The organism is Aurantimonas sp. A3-2-R12, from assembly GCF_036016755.1.
Classification (GTDB): Bacteria; Pseudomonadota; Alphaproteobacteria; order Rhizobiales; family Rhizobiaceae; genus Aurantimonas; species Aurantimonas coralicida_A.
Genome location: NZ_JAYXIH010000006.1, coordinates 137,571 through 151,667, shown reverse-complemented (window position 1 = coordinate 151,667; position 14,097 = coordinate 137,571). Strand labels below are relative to the sequence as shown.

Sequence of the window (14,097 nt, the reverse complement as noted above, 5' to 3'; positions counted from 1 at the left end):
GCCTTTCCCATGAAGCACCTCCTGCTCACAGAGAATCAAACCGAACATCAAATGGGAACCCGTCGATTCAAATTATTCGCCGGATGCTCTAATACCAACCTGCGGCGATCGTCCCGTCGAATGGGTTCCTATCACCGCAGGTTGGTATAAAGGCTGATCAGCTCTGACGCGGATCGAGCGCGTCCCGCAAACCGTCCCCGAGGAGATTGAAGCCCAGGACAAGAAGGAAGATGGCGATGCCGGGGAAAATCGACATCCAGGGCGCCTGGCCCATGTAGTTTTTCGCCGTGTTGAGCATCGAACCCCAAGACGGGTCTGGTGGCTGCTGGCCGAGCCCCAGGAAGGACAGGCTGGCTTCGGCGATGATGGCGGTCGCGATGGTCAGCGTCGCCTGGACGATCAGCGGCGGCAGGATGTTCGGGAAGACGTAACGGATCAGGATCCACCGATTCGGCAAGCCGATCGCCTCGGCACCCTCGACATAGTCCTCAGACTTGACCGACAGCGTTTGCGCGCGCGCCAACCTGATGAAGATCGGCGTCTGCGAGAAGCCGATAGCGATCATCGCATTGGTGAGGCTCGGTCCCAGGAAGGCGGCGAGCGCGATGGCGAGGATCAGGAAGGGGATCGACAGGAGCGCGTCGGCGACCCGCGAGATCGCCATGTCGGTCCAGCCGCCGAAGAAGCCGGCAAGGATGCCCAAGGGCACCCCGACGATCACCGCGATCGCCACGGACACGACGCCTGCCAGCAACGACGCCCGAGCGCCGAAGGCCATGCGGCTGAAGACGTCGCGCCCCAGTTCGTCGGTACCGAAATAATTGGCCAGCGATGGCGCCTTGCGGATCGTCAGGAAGCTCGTCTTCAACGGGTCGTCGGTGGCGATCAGCGGCGCGAGGATCGCGACGGCTACGAAGACAAGGACGACGAGGCCGCCGAAGATCGCCGCCTTGCTGGCAAGGAATTTCTTCAGTGCCCTGTTTCCGGCCTTCGGCAACGCCGCGTCCGGGACATTTACCTCCGGCACCTTGACGTCTGCGGCCCTGATCGGAAGCGCATCGGACATGTCAGGCGCCCCTCAACCGAGGGTTGATCAGAATGTAGACGACGTCGGCGAGGAGATTCATGACGATGAAGCCGATCGCGGTGCACAGGACAATACCCTGGACGACGGCATAGTCGCGCGTGAACACCGCGTCGACGACCAGCTTGCCGAAGCCGGGGATTGAGAAGATCTGCTCGGTCAGCACAGCGCCGCCGAGGAGTTCGCCGAAGAGCAACGTCATCAAGGTGACGATCGGCACCAGGGCGTTGCGCATCGCGTGCTTCATGATCACGGTGCGCTCATAAAGACCCTTGGCCCGCGCCGTGCGGATGTAGTCGGCGCCCAGAACCTCGATCATCGCCGAGCGCGTGTGGCGCATCAAGGTCGCGGCAAGTGCCGTGCCCAGGACAAACGCCGGCATCAGCATGGTCTTGATCGACAGCCAGAGATCGCGCGCCGGCGAAACATAGCCGGACGCCGGTAGCCAGCCGAGTTGCACCGAGACCAGAAAGATCAGGAGGATTCCGAGCCAGAAGTTCGGAATCGACAAGCCCGACAAGGCGAAGAAGTTGGCGAGATAGTCGGTAATCGTGCCCTTTTTGACGGCCGCCAATATGCCGGCGGGAACTCCGACCAGTATCGCGACGATCATCGCCATGACGGCGAGTTGGATGGTTACCGGCAGCTTTTGGGCGATCAGCGTCGTCACCGGCACGTCGGTGCGGAGCGACCTGCCAAAATCGCCCTGCGCTATCTGCGTCACCCAGGCGCCATACTGCACCGGCAGCGGGTCGTTGAGGCGATATTTCTCGCGAATGAACTCCACCACCTTGGGATCGCGTTCCTCGCCGGCGATCATCAGCGCCGGGTCGCCCGGCAGAAGCTTCTGCAGGGCAAAGACCAGCATCGACACGATGATGATCGTCGGGATNGATCGCGTTCCTCGCCGGCGATCATCAGCGCCGGGTCGCCCGGCAGAAGCTTCTGCAGGGCAAAGACCAGCATCGACACGATGATGATCGTCGGGATGGCGACGAGGATGCGCCTGAGGATCAACTGGCCCATGAAAAGCTCCATGAAAGAGGCGGCGGGCGACCCTCGCCCGCCGCCGGTCGCTGTGTGCCTGGGCCTACTTCTCGACGCTCATGCCCTTCAGGCGGATCATGCCGTCGGGATAGGGCTCGAACCCCTTGACGTTCGTGGCCAGCACGAAGGGCCAGGGCTGATAGTAGGTGTACATCAGCGGCAGGTCTTCCTGCAGGATCGCCTGTGCGGCATCGTAGAGCGGCTTTCGCGTGGCGACGTCAGTCTCGAGTCGTGCCGCGTTGAGATTCTTGTCGACCTCTTCGTTGCAGTATTTCGAGTCGTTGAGATTTCCGTCGCAGGCAACGAATGTGTAGATATTGCCGTCCGGATCGACGCGGCCGGACCAGTTGATGATCGCCGCATCGAAATTGCCCTGCTCCATCTCCTGCTGCATGGCCGCGAACTCGGTGGCGCGCAGATTGATTTGGAAGCCCGCTTCCGCCGCCATCGCCTGGATCAGCTCGGCGAGCTGCTGGTTGGCCGAGCCGGTGCCGAAGACGAGTTCGAAGGACGGATTCTCGACGCCCGCCTCCTTCAGCAGTTCCTTGGCCTTGTCGAGATTGCGCTCGGTGACCGGGAACTTGTCGCTAAGAAACGGGCTCGACGGCGGGAACGGCTGCTGGGCCGGGGGAAAGATGCCATTGCCCGCGACCTGATCGATGATGTCGCGGCCGACGGCGTATTGGAACGCCTGGCGCACCCGCTTGTCGGCGCCGATCGGTTGCTTCGCCCTATCGCCATTGTTGACGTTGAAGCGGATCGACCCGTAGCCGAGGCCGGTGACCGGCACGAATTGCAGGCTCGTATCGTCCTTGACCGACGGCACGTCCGACGGAGCGAGGCGCTCCAGCATATCGAGGTCGCCGGCGCGCAGATTGGCGAGTTTCACGGTAGCGTCGGTGATCGGCTGGAAGGTTACGGCCTCGATCGGATACTCGGCGGCGTTCCAATAGTTTTCGTACTTCTTCAGCTCGATCCGGTCGTTCTGGACGCGGCGAACGAACTCGTAAGGTCCGGAGCACACCGGAGCTTGCGAGAATTCCTTGCCCTCGGCGAAGGCCTGCGGCGACATCATCATGCCGGCGCGGTCCGAAAGCGTGGCGAGCAACGGCGCGTCGGGATGCTTGAGATTGATCGTTACCGTCAGCGGGTCGTCGACGGTGACGCTCTCGACCGCGTTCAGTTCGCTCTTGCGGTTTGAATCCGAGAGTGTCGTCGAGCGCTCGATATTCGCCTTGACCGCCTCGGCATCGAATGTCGTGCCGTCGTGGAAGGTGACGCCGTCGCGCAGCTTGAAGGTGAGCGCCGTCTTGTCGTCGTTCCACGACCATTCCGTAGCCAGCTGCGGCACGAAATCCAGCTTCGGCGTGATGTCGACCAGCTTGTCGCAGAGCGAAGTGAAGACGATGCGGCCGACATAGGTGCGGGCGCGGTCGGGATCGAGCACGTCCGGATCTTCCGCCAGACCTATGCGAAACGCCTGGGCGTAGGCGGAGGTCGACGTCAACAACGCCGTGGCGAACAGCGCCAGTTTCATCGAGGTCTTCATGGTCAGGTTCCCTGTTCGGTTGCGGTAAGAGGGGTGGTCAGTTCAGCGCGGCTGGACTGGCACGCGGTGAAGAGGGCAAGTCGTCGCTTCAGGGGCTCGCTTTGCCGTGCGATGATCCGCGGGCTGCCGCCAGCGTCCTGAATCTCCTTCCAGAAATGACAAGCGACCCGGCGCTCGCCGGCGCCGACGCCGACGGCTTCGAGGACGGGCGATTCCACCGAGCAGACCGGGCGCGCATGCGGGCAGCGAGTGTGGAACCGGCAACCGGAGGGAGGCGCCGTCGGACTCGGAACATCGCCTTCCAGCGGCTCGATCGTTCCTCTGGCCGCCGCGCTCGCCTGCGGGATCGCCGCCAGCAGTGCCCGCGTGTAGGGGTGGAGCGGGTCGGCGTAGAGTTCGTCGGTCGTGGCGAGCTCGACAATCTCGCCGAGATACATCACCGCGACCCGATCGCTCATATGCTTGATGACCGCGAGGTCGTGAGCGACGATGACCAGCGTCAGCCTCAGCCGATCCTTCAGATCTTCCAGCAGATTGACGATCTGCGCCTGGATCGAGACGTCAAGGGCCGAGAGCGGCTCGTCGCCAAGGATCAGCGTGGGCTTCGCCGCCAATGCCCGTGCGACGCCGATGCGCTGGCGCTGGCCGCCTGAGAATTCGTGCGGATAGCGGTCGGCCATGTCGGGGCGAAGGCCCACGATCTCGAATATCTCCAGCACACGGTCGCGCCGTTCGGCCGTGGACAGGGTCTCGTGCAGCCAGATCGGCTCGCCGACGATGTCGGCAACGCTCATTCTCGGGTTTAGGGAGGCAAACGGATCCTGGAAGACGATCTGCAGTTCGCGACGCAGGTTGCGCATCTCGGTCGAAGACAGATTGCCGAGATTGCGCCCGCGATAGATCACGTCGCCGGAGGTCGGTGACAGGAGACGGATGAGCAGACGGCCGAGTGTCGACTTGCCGCAACCGGATTCACCGACGACGGCCAGGGTCTCTCCCTCGAAGACGCGGATCGAAATCCCGTTCACCGCTTGCACCAGCGGTGAGCGCTTCAACCATTGCCGTCCCCCGCCGAAATGTTTCACGAGGTCGGTGGTTTCCAGGATGGGAGAGACACCGGCCATCAGGCGACCTCCGCGAAATGGTTTTCGATCGGCGCGAAGAAGCAGGCGGCTCTGTGGTCATCGTTTCCACCAACGACGTTGAGCGGCGGCGGGGCGGCACGGCAGCGCTCTTGCGCGAATGGACAGCGGGGCGCGAAGCGGCAGCCGTCCGGCATGTGCTCGATCGACGGTACGGTGCCGGGAATCGTTGCGAGACGTGCAACGCGGGTGCCCAACGACGGGATCGCCCCCATGAGGCCAATCGTATAGGGATGCTGCGGATCGCCGAAGACCTTGGCGACCGGGCCGGTCTCAACGACGTGACCGGCATACATCACCGCCACCCGGTCCGCGCTTTCGGCAACGACCCCGAGATCGTGGGTGATCAGGATCACCGCCGTGCCGGTTTCGCGCCGCAACTCGTCGATCAGCGCCAGGATCTGCGCCTGGATGGTCACGTCGAGCGCCGTCGTCGGCTCGTCGGCGATGAGAAGCTGCGGCGCATTAGCGAGCGCCATCGCGATCATCACGCGCTGGCGCATGCCGCCGGAGAGTTGGTGCGGATAGGCATTGAGCCGGCTTTCGGGCGCCGGAATGCGCACCTTGCGCAGCATCTCCAGCGCGACCTGCCGCGCCGCTGCCTTGCCGATTTTTCGATGCCGACGGATGCCCTCGATGATCTGATCACCGACAGTGAAGGCCGGGTTCAGCGAGGTCATCGGCTCCTGGAAGATCATCGAAATGCGATTGCCCCGCAGATTAGCCCGTTCGGCTGAGCCCATCGCAAACAGGTCCTTGTTCTCGAACAGCGCAGTTCCCGAGACGATTTGAGCTGGCGGCACCGGTAAAAGCCCCATCAAGGCGAGCGCCGTGACGCTCTTGCCGCAGCCGGATTCGCCGACAATCGCCAGCGTCTCGCGGCGGCGGACGGAAAAGCCGACACCGTCGACAAGGTTCTTGCCCGGTTGGAAGCGCAGCGCAAAGTTTTCGAGCGTCAGGACGGTCTCGGCGTCTGCCAAGGACATGGCGCCGGCCTGGCTCATGCCGCCACCAGATGGCCGGCGCCGCGATCGACCAGCACCAATCGCGCCGGCGCATCGCCCAGCTTCCTCACGGGGCTCGGGATCTCCTGGTCGAGGCGAGGAAAATGCGGCCGCCGCCGCGTCGGATCCGGCACCGGGACTGCTTCGATCAGCCGACGGGTATAGGGATGCCGGGGGTTGGAGAAAATCTGATCACGAGTCCCTGTCTCGACGATCTGGCCGAGATACATGACCGCGACGCGGTCGGAGATGTTCTCGACCACTGCCATGTCATGGGAAATGAACAGGTACGCGATGCCGAAGTCGGCCTGCAATTCGCGCAGAAGTTCGAGCACACGCGCCTGCACAGAGACGTCGAGTGCGGAGACGCTTTCGTCGGCGACGATCAGCTTCGGCCGCAGTGCTAGCGCTCGGGCAATGCAGATGCGTTGGCGCTGCCCCCCCGAGAACTCGTGCGCATAGCGGCTCATCTGATCCGGCGACAGGCCGACGCGTTCGAACAAGCCGGCGACTCGCTCACGGCGTTCCGCGCCCGTCGCGATGCCGTGGATCACCATCGGCTCCGCCACAAGGTCGCCGACGGTCATGCGCGGATCGAGCGAAGCGAAGGGATCCTGGAAGATCATCTGGATATCGCGACGCATCGCCTTGGCGTCCTGGCGGGCGAGGCCTGCCATATTGCGCCCGCCGACGACGATGTCGCCGCTGTAGGGCACCAATCCGGCCAGGGCCTTGGCGGTGGTCGACTTGCCGCAGCCCGATTCGCCGACCAGCGACAGCGTCTCGCCCGCGCCGACCTCGAAGGAAACGCCCTCCACCGCGTGAACCCGGCGGTCGACCCGACCGAGAAAGCCCCCGTGAAGGTCGAAATGGACAGCGAGATCGCGCACTGAGACCACCGAAGGCGTTGCGGCGTTGCTTGTGGGTCGCGTCACGACACGCCCGGCCCCACCGCCGATCCGGGGAACCGCTGCCAGCAATTCCTTCGTGTAGGCGGCCTGTGGATCGGCGAAGATCGCCTCCGCCGCGCCCGCTTCCACCATACGGCCCTCGCGCAGGACGATGACGCGGTCCGCCATTTCGGCGACCACTCCCATGTCGTGGGTGATCAGGATGATCGCCGTGCCAAGGTCGCGTTGGAGCTGGCGCAGCAGCTCGAGCACCTCGCCCTGCACGGTAACGTCGAGCGCGGTCGTCGGCTCGTCGGCGATGAGCACGTCGGGCCGCAGTGCCAGCGCCATGGCGATCATCACGCGTTGCCGCATGCCGCCCGACAACTCGTGCGGATGCTGGGTCATGCGGCTGGCTGCCTCCGGGATGCGTACCGCCGTCAGCGCTTCGATCGCCCGGCGCCGCTCCTGCACGCGCGAGACCCGTTCATGCGCCTCGATCGCCTCGACCAGTTGCCGGCCGATGGTCAGCACCGGGTTGAGGGAGGTCATCGGTTCCTGGAAGATCATCGCAATCCGGTCGCCGCGTACGCGCCGCATCGCTGCTTCGTCCAGCGTGGCCAGGTCGGTGTCGCCGAACCGGATCGTGCCGGCTTCGATGCGCGCCCCTGGCCTGGGCAGGAGCCCCATGATTGCCAGCGCCGTCATCGACTTGCCGGAGCCGGATTCGCCAGCGATGCAGAGCGTTTCGCCGCGACCGAGCGTGAAGGCGAGCTCCGATACGACAGGCCGTGGACCGCCCTCGCCGCCCACCACGACGGTTAGTCTGTCGACGATCAGCACGGGTGCCGCCGCCGCCTCCCCGCCCATCTTCGTACCAGCCGGGGCGAAGAACGCCCCGGACCGTTCGTGGCGTCCCGCGAGTCTCATTCGAAGACGCAGCGCGGGAAGTAGAAGGAGACGACCCAGTTGGGCATGTCGACGATCTCCGAGATCCGCAGGTCGCCGCAGGTCGAGACCAGCATATACGCGTCCACCGGATCGATCTGGTAACGCCCGGCCAGCAGATCGACCATCTGCGAGACGGCGGCTTTCGCTCCCTCCATCAGGTCGGAGCCGATCCCTGTCGTCACCTCGTAGCCCTTGGCGTCGAGATGACGGGTGACCGGTCCGGGCGTCGTGAAGCGGGGCATCTTGAGCCGCGCATCCTTGACCAGATCGAGGGTCAGCACCGTGTTCATCGGGCTTTCGATGGCGGTGCCGCAGACCTCGCCGTCGCCCTGTGCCGCGTGGGTGTCGCCGACCGAGAACAATGCGCCCGCGACCTCGACCGGCAGGTACAATACCGTGCCAGCGGCAAGATCCCGGATGTCCAAATTGCCGCCGACCCGGCGCGGCGGCACGATCGAGTGGTGGCCATCCTCTGCCGGGGCGTTGCCGATCGTTCCAGCGAAGGGCTTGAGCGGCACCCTGCCCTGGCTGCCGAAAAGCGCCGGCTCAAGACTGGCCGGATCGTATTTCCAGATCGTCAGCGCCGGCTCCTTGAAGTCGTCGGCGAGGAGGCCGAAGCCCGGAATGTTGGCCGTCCAGCCGAAGCCGGACGGCTTGAACGTGTCGATGGTGATCTTCAGCGCGTCGCCGGGCTCGGCCCCCTCGACGAAGACCGGCCCGTTGACCGGGTTGATCTTGCCGAAGTCGAGAGTCCTCACGTCTTCCACCGTCGAATCCGGGGTCAGTTGCCCGGCCGAGGAGTCGAGACATTCGAATTCGATCGTCGAACCGGGCGCGACACGCGCGACCGGTTCGAACGAATTGTCCCAGCCGAAATGATGCTGCCGGGCGTGGATCGTGTAGTCGCAGTTACTGCACATCGGTGACGAACACATAATCGTAGTTGATCGGGATATGGACGGGATCGACATACAGGTTGTCGGCGCCGCCCATACGCTTCGACTTCATGGTGAAGCGCTGCTCGTTGAACACCGGCACCCACGGCGCATCGGCCATGATCGCCCCGTAGATCTCGCTCCACATCTTGGCGCGTTCCTCGGCTTTCGCCGGATCGACGATCGCGTCCGCCGCCGCAGCCTTCTTGTCGAGTTCCTCGTTGCAGTACCAGGACCAGTTCCAGCCGCCCGGCACCGCGCCGTCGCAACCCAAAATCGGTCCATAGAAGTTCGACGGATCCGGGAAGTCGGCGATCCAGGCCATGCCGCCCGACCAGATCATCGGCGCACCGTCCTTCTCGCCGCCGGCGGCGATCACGTTCGCCTGGGCCAGCGCCTGGATGTCGGCCTTGATGCCGATCTGCGACAGATCCTGCTGGATCGCCTGGGCGATGCGTGGGTTCGGATCGGTGTTCATGACGAAGAGTTCGGTCTGGAAACCGTCCGCAAGGCCGGCTTCGGCCAGCATCTCCTTGGCCTTCGCCGGATCGTAGGGATAGCCTTCGAAGCTCTTGTCATAGCCCGGCATCGACGGCGGCAGCGGCTGGTTGGCCGGTAGCGCCCGATTGTTGATCATCTGGACGATGCGGTCCTTGTTGATCGCCATGTTGACCGCCTCGCGGACCTCCTTCTTGTCGAAAGGCTCCATCTGCGTGTTCATGGTGATGTAGCCGGTCTGCAACTGGCCGCCTTCGACCACCCGGGCCTTCTGCTCGGGATCGTTCATGACCTCCTGGAACTTCGCCGGCGGAATGCCGTCGCCGGGAATGTCCACTTCACCGCTCTGAAGGCGCAGCAGCGCGACGATCGGCTCCTGTCCGATTTCGAAGGTGATCTGGTCGAGATAGGGAACGCCGTCGCGCCAGTAGTCGGGGTTTTTCTGGAACACGAGGCGTTGGCCAAGTGTCCATTCCGCCAGCTTGAACGCGCCGGTCCCGACCGGGTGCTTGCCGAAATCGGCGCCGTATTCCTCCACCGCCTCCTTCGGGACGATGGAGGAGAAGTTCAGCGCCATGACATGCAGGAAGGTCGCGTCCGGCCGAGACAATTCGATCTTCACGGTCAAGGGATCGACGGTGGTCACGCCTTCGAGGGATTCAGCGCTCCCGTCGGCCATCTGGTCGTAACCCTTGATCGAGCCGAAGAAACCGGCACCGGGGCTCTGGGTCTTCGGGGTGGTCACGCGATCCAGCGAATATTTCACGTCGTCCGCCGTCATCTCGCGGCCATTGTGGAACTTGACGCCCTTGCGCAGATGGAAGGTGAAGACGGTTCCGTCTTCCGAGATGTCGTAGCTTTCGGCAAGGCCCGGACGGAGGGTGGTCGTTCCCGGCACATAGTCCATGAGCGCGCCGAACAGGCTCTTGATCATCGACCAGTTCTGCCAGTCATAGCCGATCGCCGGATCGAGCGTTGCGACATCGTCCTTGTAGGTGATGACGATCGCGCCGCCCTGCTTGGCGCCTGGATCGGGCGTGTAGGCGACATCGGTGACCGCTGCAGCGCTGGTTGCGTCCGGTGCCTTGGCCGAACTGTCCTGGGCGGCGGCAGGAATGGTTGCCAGCGCGAGGCCGAGCGCCGAGGCGGCGACCGTGGAGGTGAGCCATGCTTTCATCGGGTCAGTCCTTTTCTTGCTTCGAGAGGATGGGCGAAGGGTGCGGATCAGCGCAGCTTGATGCGCGGGTCGATGAACGGCGTGACGATGTCGGCGAGGAGGTTCCCGAGCACGATGGCGCAGGCAGACACCAGCGTCACGCCCATGATGATCGGGATGTCGACGCGCTGGATCGCCTGCCAGGCGAGTTGACCGATGCCCGGCCAGCCGAAGACGCTTTCGACGACGACGATGCCGCTCATGAACAGGCCGATGTCGATGCCGATCATGGCGATCACCGGGAGGATCGCATTCGGCAGCGCATGCCGGAACAGCACCGTGGAACGCGCCAGACCCTTGGCGCGTGCGGTGCGGATATAGTCTTGGCGCAGGACGTCGATCATCGACGAACGCATCATCCGCGAGTACCAGCCGGCTCCGAGAATGCCGAGCGTGACGGACGGCAGGACGAGATGCGAAAACGTGCCGTAGCCGCCGATCGGGAACCAGTCGAGCCGCACTGCGAAGACGTAAAGGAGTAGGAGACCGACGACGAATTGCGGCGCGGAGACCCCGATGAAGGACCCGACCATCAGTGCCTGATCGGTCGCCGTGCCGCGTTTGACCGCGGCGATCAGGCCCATGGTCAAGCCGAGTGCGAGCTCGCAGGCGATCGCGCCAGCCATCAGCAGCAGGGTCGCCGGCAGCCGCGCCATGACCAGCGTGGTCACCTCCGAGCGCTGCAGATAGGACCGGCCGAGATCGCCCTGGACGAGGCCTAGGAGATAGCGGCCATACTGGACGAGGAACGGCTGGTCGAGGCCCAGTTCGCGGCGGATATTCTCCACCGTCTGCGGCGTCGCGCTGCGCCCGGCGATCTGGCGCACGGGGTCGGCCGGCAGCAGATACAAGAGCGCGAAGGTAATCAGCGAGACGCCGAGGAGAATCAGGATGGATTGGAAGAGGCGCCGGGCGAGATAGGCGATCACGACAGTCTCCCCCGTTGCGTCGGGTCGAGGATGTCGCGCATCGCGTCGCCGACGAGGTTGAAGGCCAGCGCCAGCGTCAGAATCGCCGCGCCGGGAAAGAACACCAGCCAGGGCGCGGCCTGGAAGTAGGTCTGGTTCTCGAAGATGATGTTGCCCCAGGAGGGCGTCGGCGGCTGCACGCCGACCCCGAGATAGGAGAGCGTCGCTTCCAGGAGGACGGTCGTCGAGATGCCGAGCGTTCCCCAGACGATGATCGTCGGCAGGAGATGCGGCAGGATGTGGCGAAAGAGGATGCGTAGCGTGCCGGCACCGATCGCGCGTTCAGCCTCGATGAATTCGCGCTGGGCCAGCGAACTCGTCTCGGTGTAGACGACACGGGCGGTCTGCACCCAATTGACCAGCGCGATCACCAGCGCGACGATCCAAAGGCTCGGCGACAGCACCGCGGCAAGGCAGATCGCCAGCAGGAGAGCCGGAAACGCCATCATCAGGTCGGTGAAGCGCATGAGGATCGTCCCGGTCCATCCCCGAAAGAACCCGGCAGTGACGCCGACCAGCGTGCCGATCAGCAGCGCGACGCCGTTGGCGGCGATGCCGATGATGAGCGAGGTGCGCGCGCCGTAGAGGATGCGCGTCAGAAGATCGCGCCCTAAAAGGTCGCTGCCGAGCGCGAAGGCGCCGCCTGGCGCCATCGGAGCACCTTCCAGCGTCAGACCATCGAAGAGCTGGTCGTTCGGATCGTAGGGAGTGAGCCAGGGCGCGAGCAGCGCGCCCGCAACGGTCACGACGATGATCGCCAGTCCAACAACCGCGAGTGGTCGGGCGAGGAGTTGCGCTAGGATGCCCTTGCGCCTCAGCCTTGGAACGGCATCCGGCCGCAGCGGTTCAGAAACCAGTTGATCGCTCATCGCGCTCCCCCGGTTCCCGGTCCTGTCCCAGCAAAAGGAATTTCCGCGCCGCTTCCTCGATGGTCGTCTGCCAGTTCATCGCCAAGACCCGCAATTGCGCATAGGCTCGATCCTCGCCGACGCCATCGGCCGCCAGCGCGACCACGGCCCGGACGATGGTTTGGCGCTCGGCGACCCGTGCCTGGAGGCCCCTCACCTCGTCGGCCAGACTGCGGCGCGCCTCGAAGCCCTGGCGGGCAATCAGCAACGCGCTGTAGATGCCGGAATTGCCAACCGGCTTCACCAAATGGGAGTCGGCGCCGTGCGACAGGGCCCATTCGATCCGGCCCGGCGCTTCCGAGCCGATCAGCGCGATCATCGGCATGGGGGCTTCGCCAGGCGCCCAGGCGAATTGCGCGTCGAAGCCCATATCCGCGTCGAAGAACACGAAATCGGCACCGAGCGCTTCGGGCGGTAGATCCGGCCAGCACTCGACCGGCGACAGGCCGATGGCGATCAACTGACGGACTAGAGCCGCGGTCGCGCCATGCGGGCGATGCAGGATGTAGGCCGTAGCGCCGCCGAGATTGGGGATGCGATCGCGGCGCGTCATGACACGGCCCGCAGGTTCGGGCGGCCGAAGGTGGCGAGCGGATCGTAGCGTGACAAATAGGGATCGGGATCGATCCGCTCCGCGACCTCTTCAATCACGTCGAAAGCCCGGCCGGCGACGCGACCGATCTTGACCGGCAGGCTGGCATGCTGCGTCTGGGGATCGATCGCGATGGATCCGAACGGCGTCGCAAACGTCCGGTCGGCAAAATCGAGATTGCCTTCGTTTTCGCCGGCCGACAGCATGTCGGCCAGGACGATGACCGAACTGAAGGCCGAAACGAAGAAGGAGGACGGACGGGGCTGAACGGGCTGTTCCGAACTCGCCGTTCCCTGCGGCCACCGGGTTGTCCCGTCATCGAAGAACGGGCCGACGGCGATGTGCCCTTGTGCGGCGTCGCCGATCGCCGGCAGTTCGATCTCGGTCAGGTTACAGGACAGGATCGGGCAGGTCTCAGCGGAAAACCATGGGTCGTCCCGCGTCAGTTGTTCATAAGCCGCAAAGAACGCGTAGGAGGACGGCCCGATCAGGTGATTGAGAATGAAACTGGGGCGGGTGGCCCGGATTTCGTCGATCAGCCGGCCGACATCGACATCGCCGAGCGGCAGGTAGCGTTCGCCGAGGATTTGGCCACCGGCATCACCGACGAGGTCGCGCGCCACCCGGTTGGTTTCCCACCCCCAGATGTAGTTCGAGCCGACGAGGAACGCGTTGCGGCCGAAGCGCGGCACGATATAGCCGAGTAGCGGAACCAGATGCTGGTTCGGACAGGCGTTCATGTAGACGACATGTTCGTTCGACTCGAAGCCCTCATAGGGGCAAGCATACCACAACGTCCCTCCGGTCTTTTCCAGAACCGGAATCACCTCCTTGCGGCTCCAGGACGTGATGCAGCCGACGACGTGGCGCGCCGTCGTAGTCCGCAGGATGTCCTCGCATAGAGGCGCGTAGCGATCGATCTGTCCTCCTGGATCACGCTCCACCGGAACGAACTCCACGCCGGACGCCGGATCGGCGTTGACCGTGGCGATACCGTGCATCGCACCGTCACGACATGCCTCCGACAACAGGCGGTAGTTGCCCGAGCGTGAGTACAAGATGCCGATTTCGATGCGCTGCTTCACCACAAGCCTCAAACAAAAAACCCCGCGCGCCAGGGTCGATCAGTCGATCTTGGCGCGCGGGGCTCGAATGCCGTCCGGCGGTCAGGGCCGGTATTTGAGCGAGAAGCGTATCAGCGCGCCTTTCAATGTCAATCAACCTGCATTTGTTTTTTACATGCACATTTTTTAAGCAGCAAGCGTCTGGCGAGCTCCGTGCCCCCCTCGGCAAACGCCGATAATGGGGAATCA

12 protein-coding genes are annotated in these 14,097 nt (G+C 64.2%); all 12 read right to left on the bottom strand.

The features are described from left to right. Positions 1-157 precede the first annotated feature (157 nt). A complete protein-coding gene (locus VSX60_RS05445; protein ID WP_327623132.1) occupies positions 158-1,066 on the bottom strand; it encodes an ABC transporter permease in 909 nt (302 codons plus the stop codon). Position 1,067: 1 nt separating this feature from the next. After that, on the bottom strand, positions 1,068-1,952 hold the full coding sequence (locus VSX60_RS05440; protein ID WP_327623138.1) for an ABC transporter permease: 885 nt from the start codon (positions 1,950-1,952) through the stop codon (positions 1,068-1,070). Positions 1,953-2,174: 222 nt separating this feature from the next. After that, positions 2,175-3,680: an ABC transporter substrate-binding protein gene (locus tag VSX60_RS05430; protein ID WP_327623130.1), complete on the bottom strand. Its 1,506-nt coding sequence runs from the start codon at positions 3,678-3,680 to the stop codon at positions 2,175-2,177. Between the two features lie 2 nt (positions 3,681-3,682). Next, positions 3,683-4,804, bottom strand: coding sequence for an ABC transporter ATP-binding protein (locus tag VSX60_RS05425; protein ID WP_327623129.1), 1,122 nt, complete (start codon positions 4,802-4,804; stop codon positions 3,683-3,685). Then, a complete protein-coding gene (locus VSX60_RS05420) occupies positions 4,804-5,826 on the bottom strand; it encodes an ABC transporter ATP-binding protein (protein ID WP_327623128.1) in 1,023 nt (340 codons plus the stop codon). Before VSX60_RS05420 ends, VSX60_RS05425 begins: the two co-directional genes overlap by 1 nt. Next, positions 5,823-7,586, bottom strand: coding sequence for an ABC transporter ATP-binding protein (locus tag VSX60_RS05415; RefSeq protein ID WP_327623137.1), 1,764 nt, complete (start codon positions 7,584-7,586; stop codon positions 5,823-5,825). The genes VSX60_RS05420 and VSX60_RS05415 overlap by 4 nt, the downstream gene beginning before the upstream one ends. Positions 7,587-7,642: 56 nt before the next feature. Further along, entirely contained in the window at positions 7,643-8,587 is a 945-nt protein-coding gene (locus tag VSX60_RS05410; RefSeq protein ID WP_327623127.1) for an acetamidase/formamidase family protein, read from the bottom strand. Beyond that, positions 8,577-10,277, bottom strand: a complete 1,701-nt coding sequence (locus VSX60_RS05405; protein ID WP_327623126.1) for an ABC transporter substrate-binding protein — start codon at positions 10,275-10,277, stop codon at positions 8,577-8,579. Before VSX60_RS05405 ends, VSX60_RS05410 begins: the two co-directional genes overlap by 11 nt. 47 nt (positions 10,278-10,324) lie before the next feature. Beyond that, the gene (locus tag VSX60_RS05400) at positions 10,325-11,245 is read right to left on the bottom strand and encodes an ABC transporter permease (RefSeq protein WP_327623125.1); all 921 of its coding nucleotides are present in this window, start codon (positions 11,243-11,245) and stop codon (positions 10,325-10,327) included. Next, entirely contained in the window at positions 11,242-12,153 is a 912-nt protein-coding gene (locus VSX60_RS05395) for an ABC transporter permease (RefSeq protein WP_327623124.1), read from the bottom strand. The genes VSX60_RS05400 and VSX60_RS05395 overlap by 4 nt, the downstream gene beginning before the upstream one ends. Beyond that, positions 12,131-12,745, bottom strand: coding sequence for an ANTAR domain-containing response regulator (locus tag VSX60_RS05390; protein WP_327623123.1), 615 nt, complete (start codon positions 12,743-12,745; stop codon positions 12,131-12,133). Before VSX60_RS05390 ends, VSX60_RS05395 begins: the two co-directional genes overlap by 23 nt. Further along, the gene (locus VSX60_RS05385) at positions 12,742-13,869 is read right to left on the bottom strand and encodes a transporter substrate-binding protein (protein ID WP_327623122.1); all 1,128 of its coding nucleotides are present in this window, start codon (positions 13,867-13,869) and stop codon (positions 12,742-12,744) included. Before VSX60_RS05385 ends, VSX60_RS05390 begins: the two co-directional genes overlap by 4 nt. Positions 13,870-14,097: the final 228 nt, after the last annotated feature.

What these genes read in the sequence shown, in the direction of transcription:
- VSX60_RS05395 (WP_327623124.1), bottom strand. Translation starts at nt 12,153, where the DNA reads ATGAGCGATCAACTGGTTTCTGAACCGCTGCGGCCGGATGCCGTTCCA.
- VSX60_RS05430 (WP_327623130.1), bottom strand. Translation starts at nt 3,680, where the DNA reads ATGAAGACCTCGATGAAACTGGCGCTGTTCGCCACGGCGTTGTTGACG.
- VSX60_RS05405 (WP_327623126.1), bottom strand. Translation starts at nt 10,277, where the DNA reads ATGAAAGCATGGCTCACCTCCACGGTCGCCGCCTCGGCGCTCGGCCTC.
- VSX60_RS05390 (WP_327623123.1), bottom strand. Translation starts at nt 12,745, where the DNA reads ATGACGCGCCGCGATCGCATCCCCAATCTCGGCGGCGCTACGGCCTAC.
- VSX60_RS05440 (WP_327623138.1), bottom strand. Translation starts at nt 1,952, where the DNA reads ATGCTGGTCTTTGCCCTGCAGAAGCTTCTGCCGGGCGACCCGGCGCTG.
- VSX60_RS05425 (WP_327623129.1), bottom strand. Translation starts at nt 4,804, where the DNA reads ATGGCCGGTGTCTCTCCCATCCTGGAAACCACCGACCTCGTGAAACAT.
- VSX60_RS05445 (WP_327623132.1), bottom strand. Translation starts at nt 1,066, where the DNA reads ATGTCCGATGCGCTTCCGATCAGGGCCGCAGACGTCAAGGTGCCGGAG.
- VSX60_RS05415 (WP_327623137.1), bottom strand. Translation starts at nt 7,586, where the DNA reads ATGGGCGGGGAGGCGGCGGCGGCACCCGTGCTGATCGTCGACAGACTA.
- VSX60_RS05420 (WP_327623128.1), bottom strand. Translation starts at nt 5,826, where the DNA reads ATGAGCCAGGCCGGCGCCATGTCCTTGGCAGACGCCGAGACCGTCCTG.
- VSX60_RS05410 (WP_327623127.1), bottom strand. Translation starts at nt 8,587, where the DNA reads ATGTGCAGTAACTGCGACTACACGATCCACGCCCGGCAGCATCATTTC.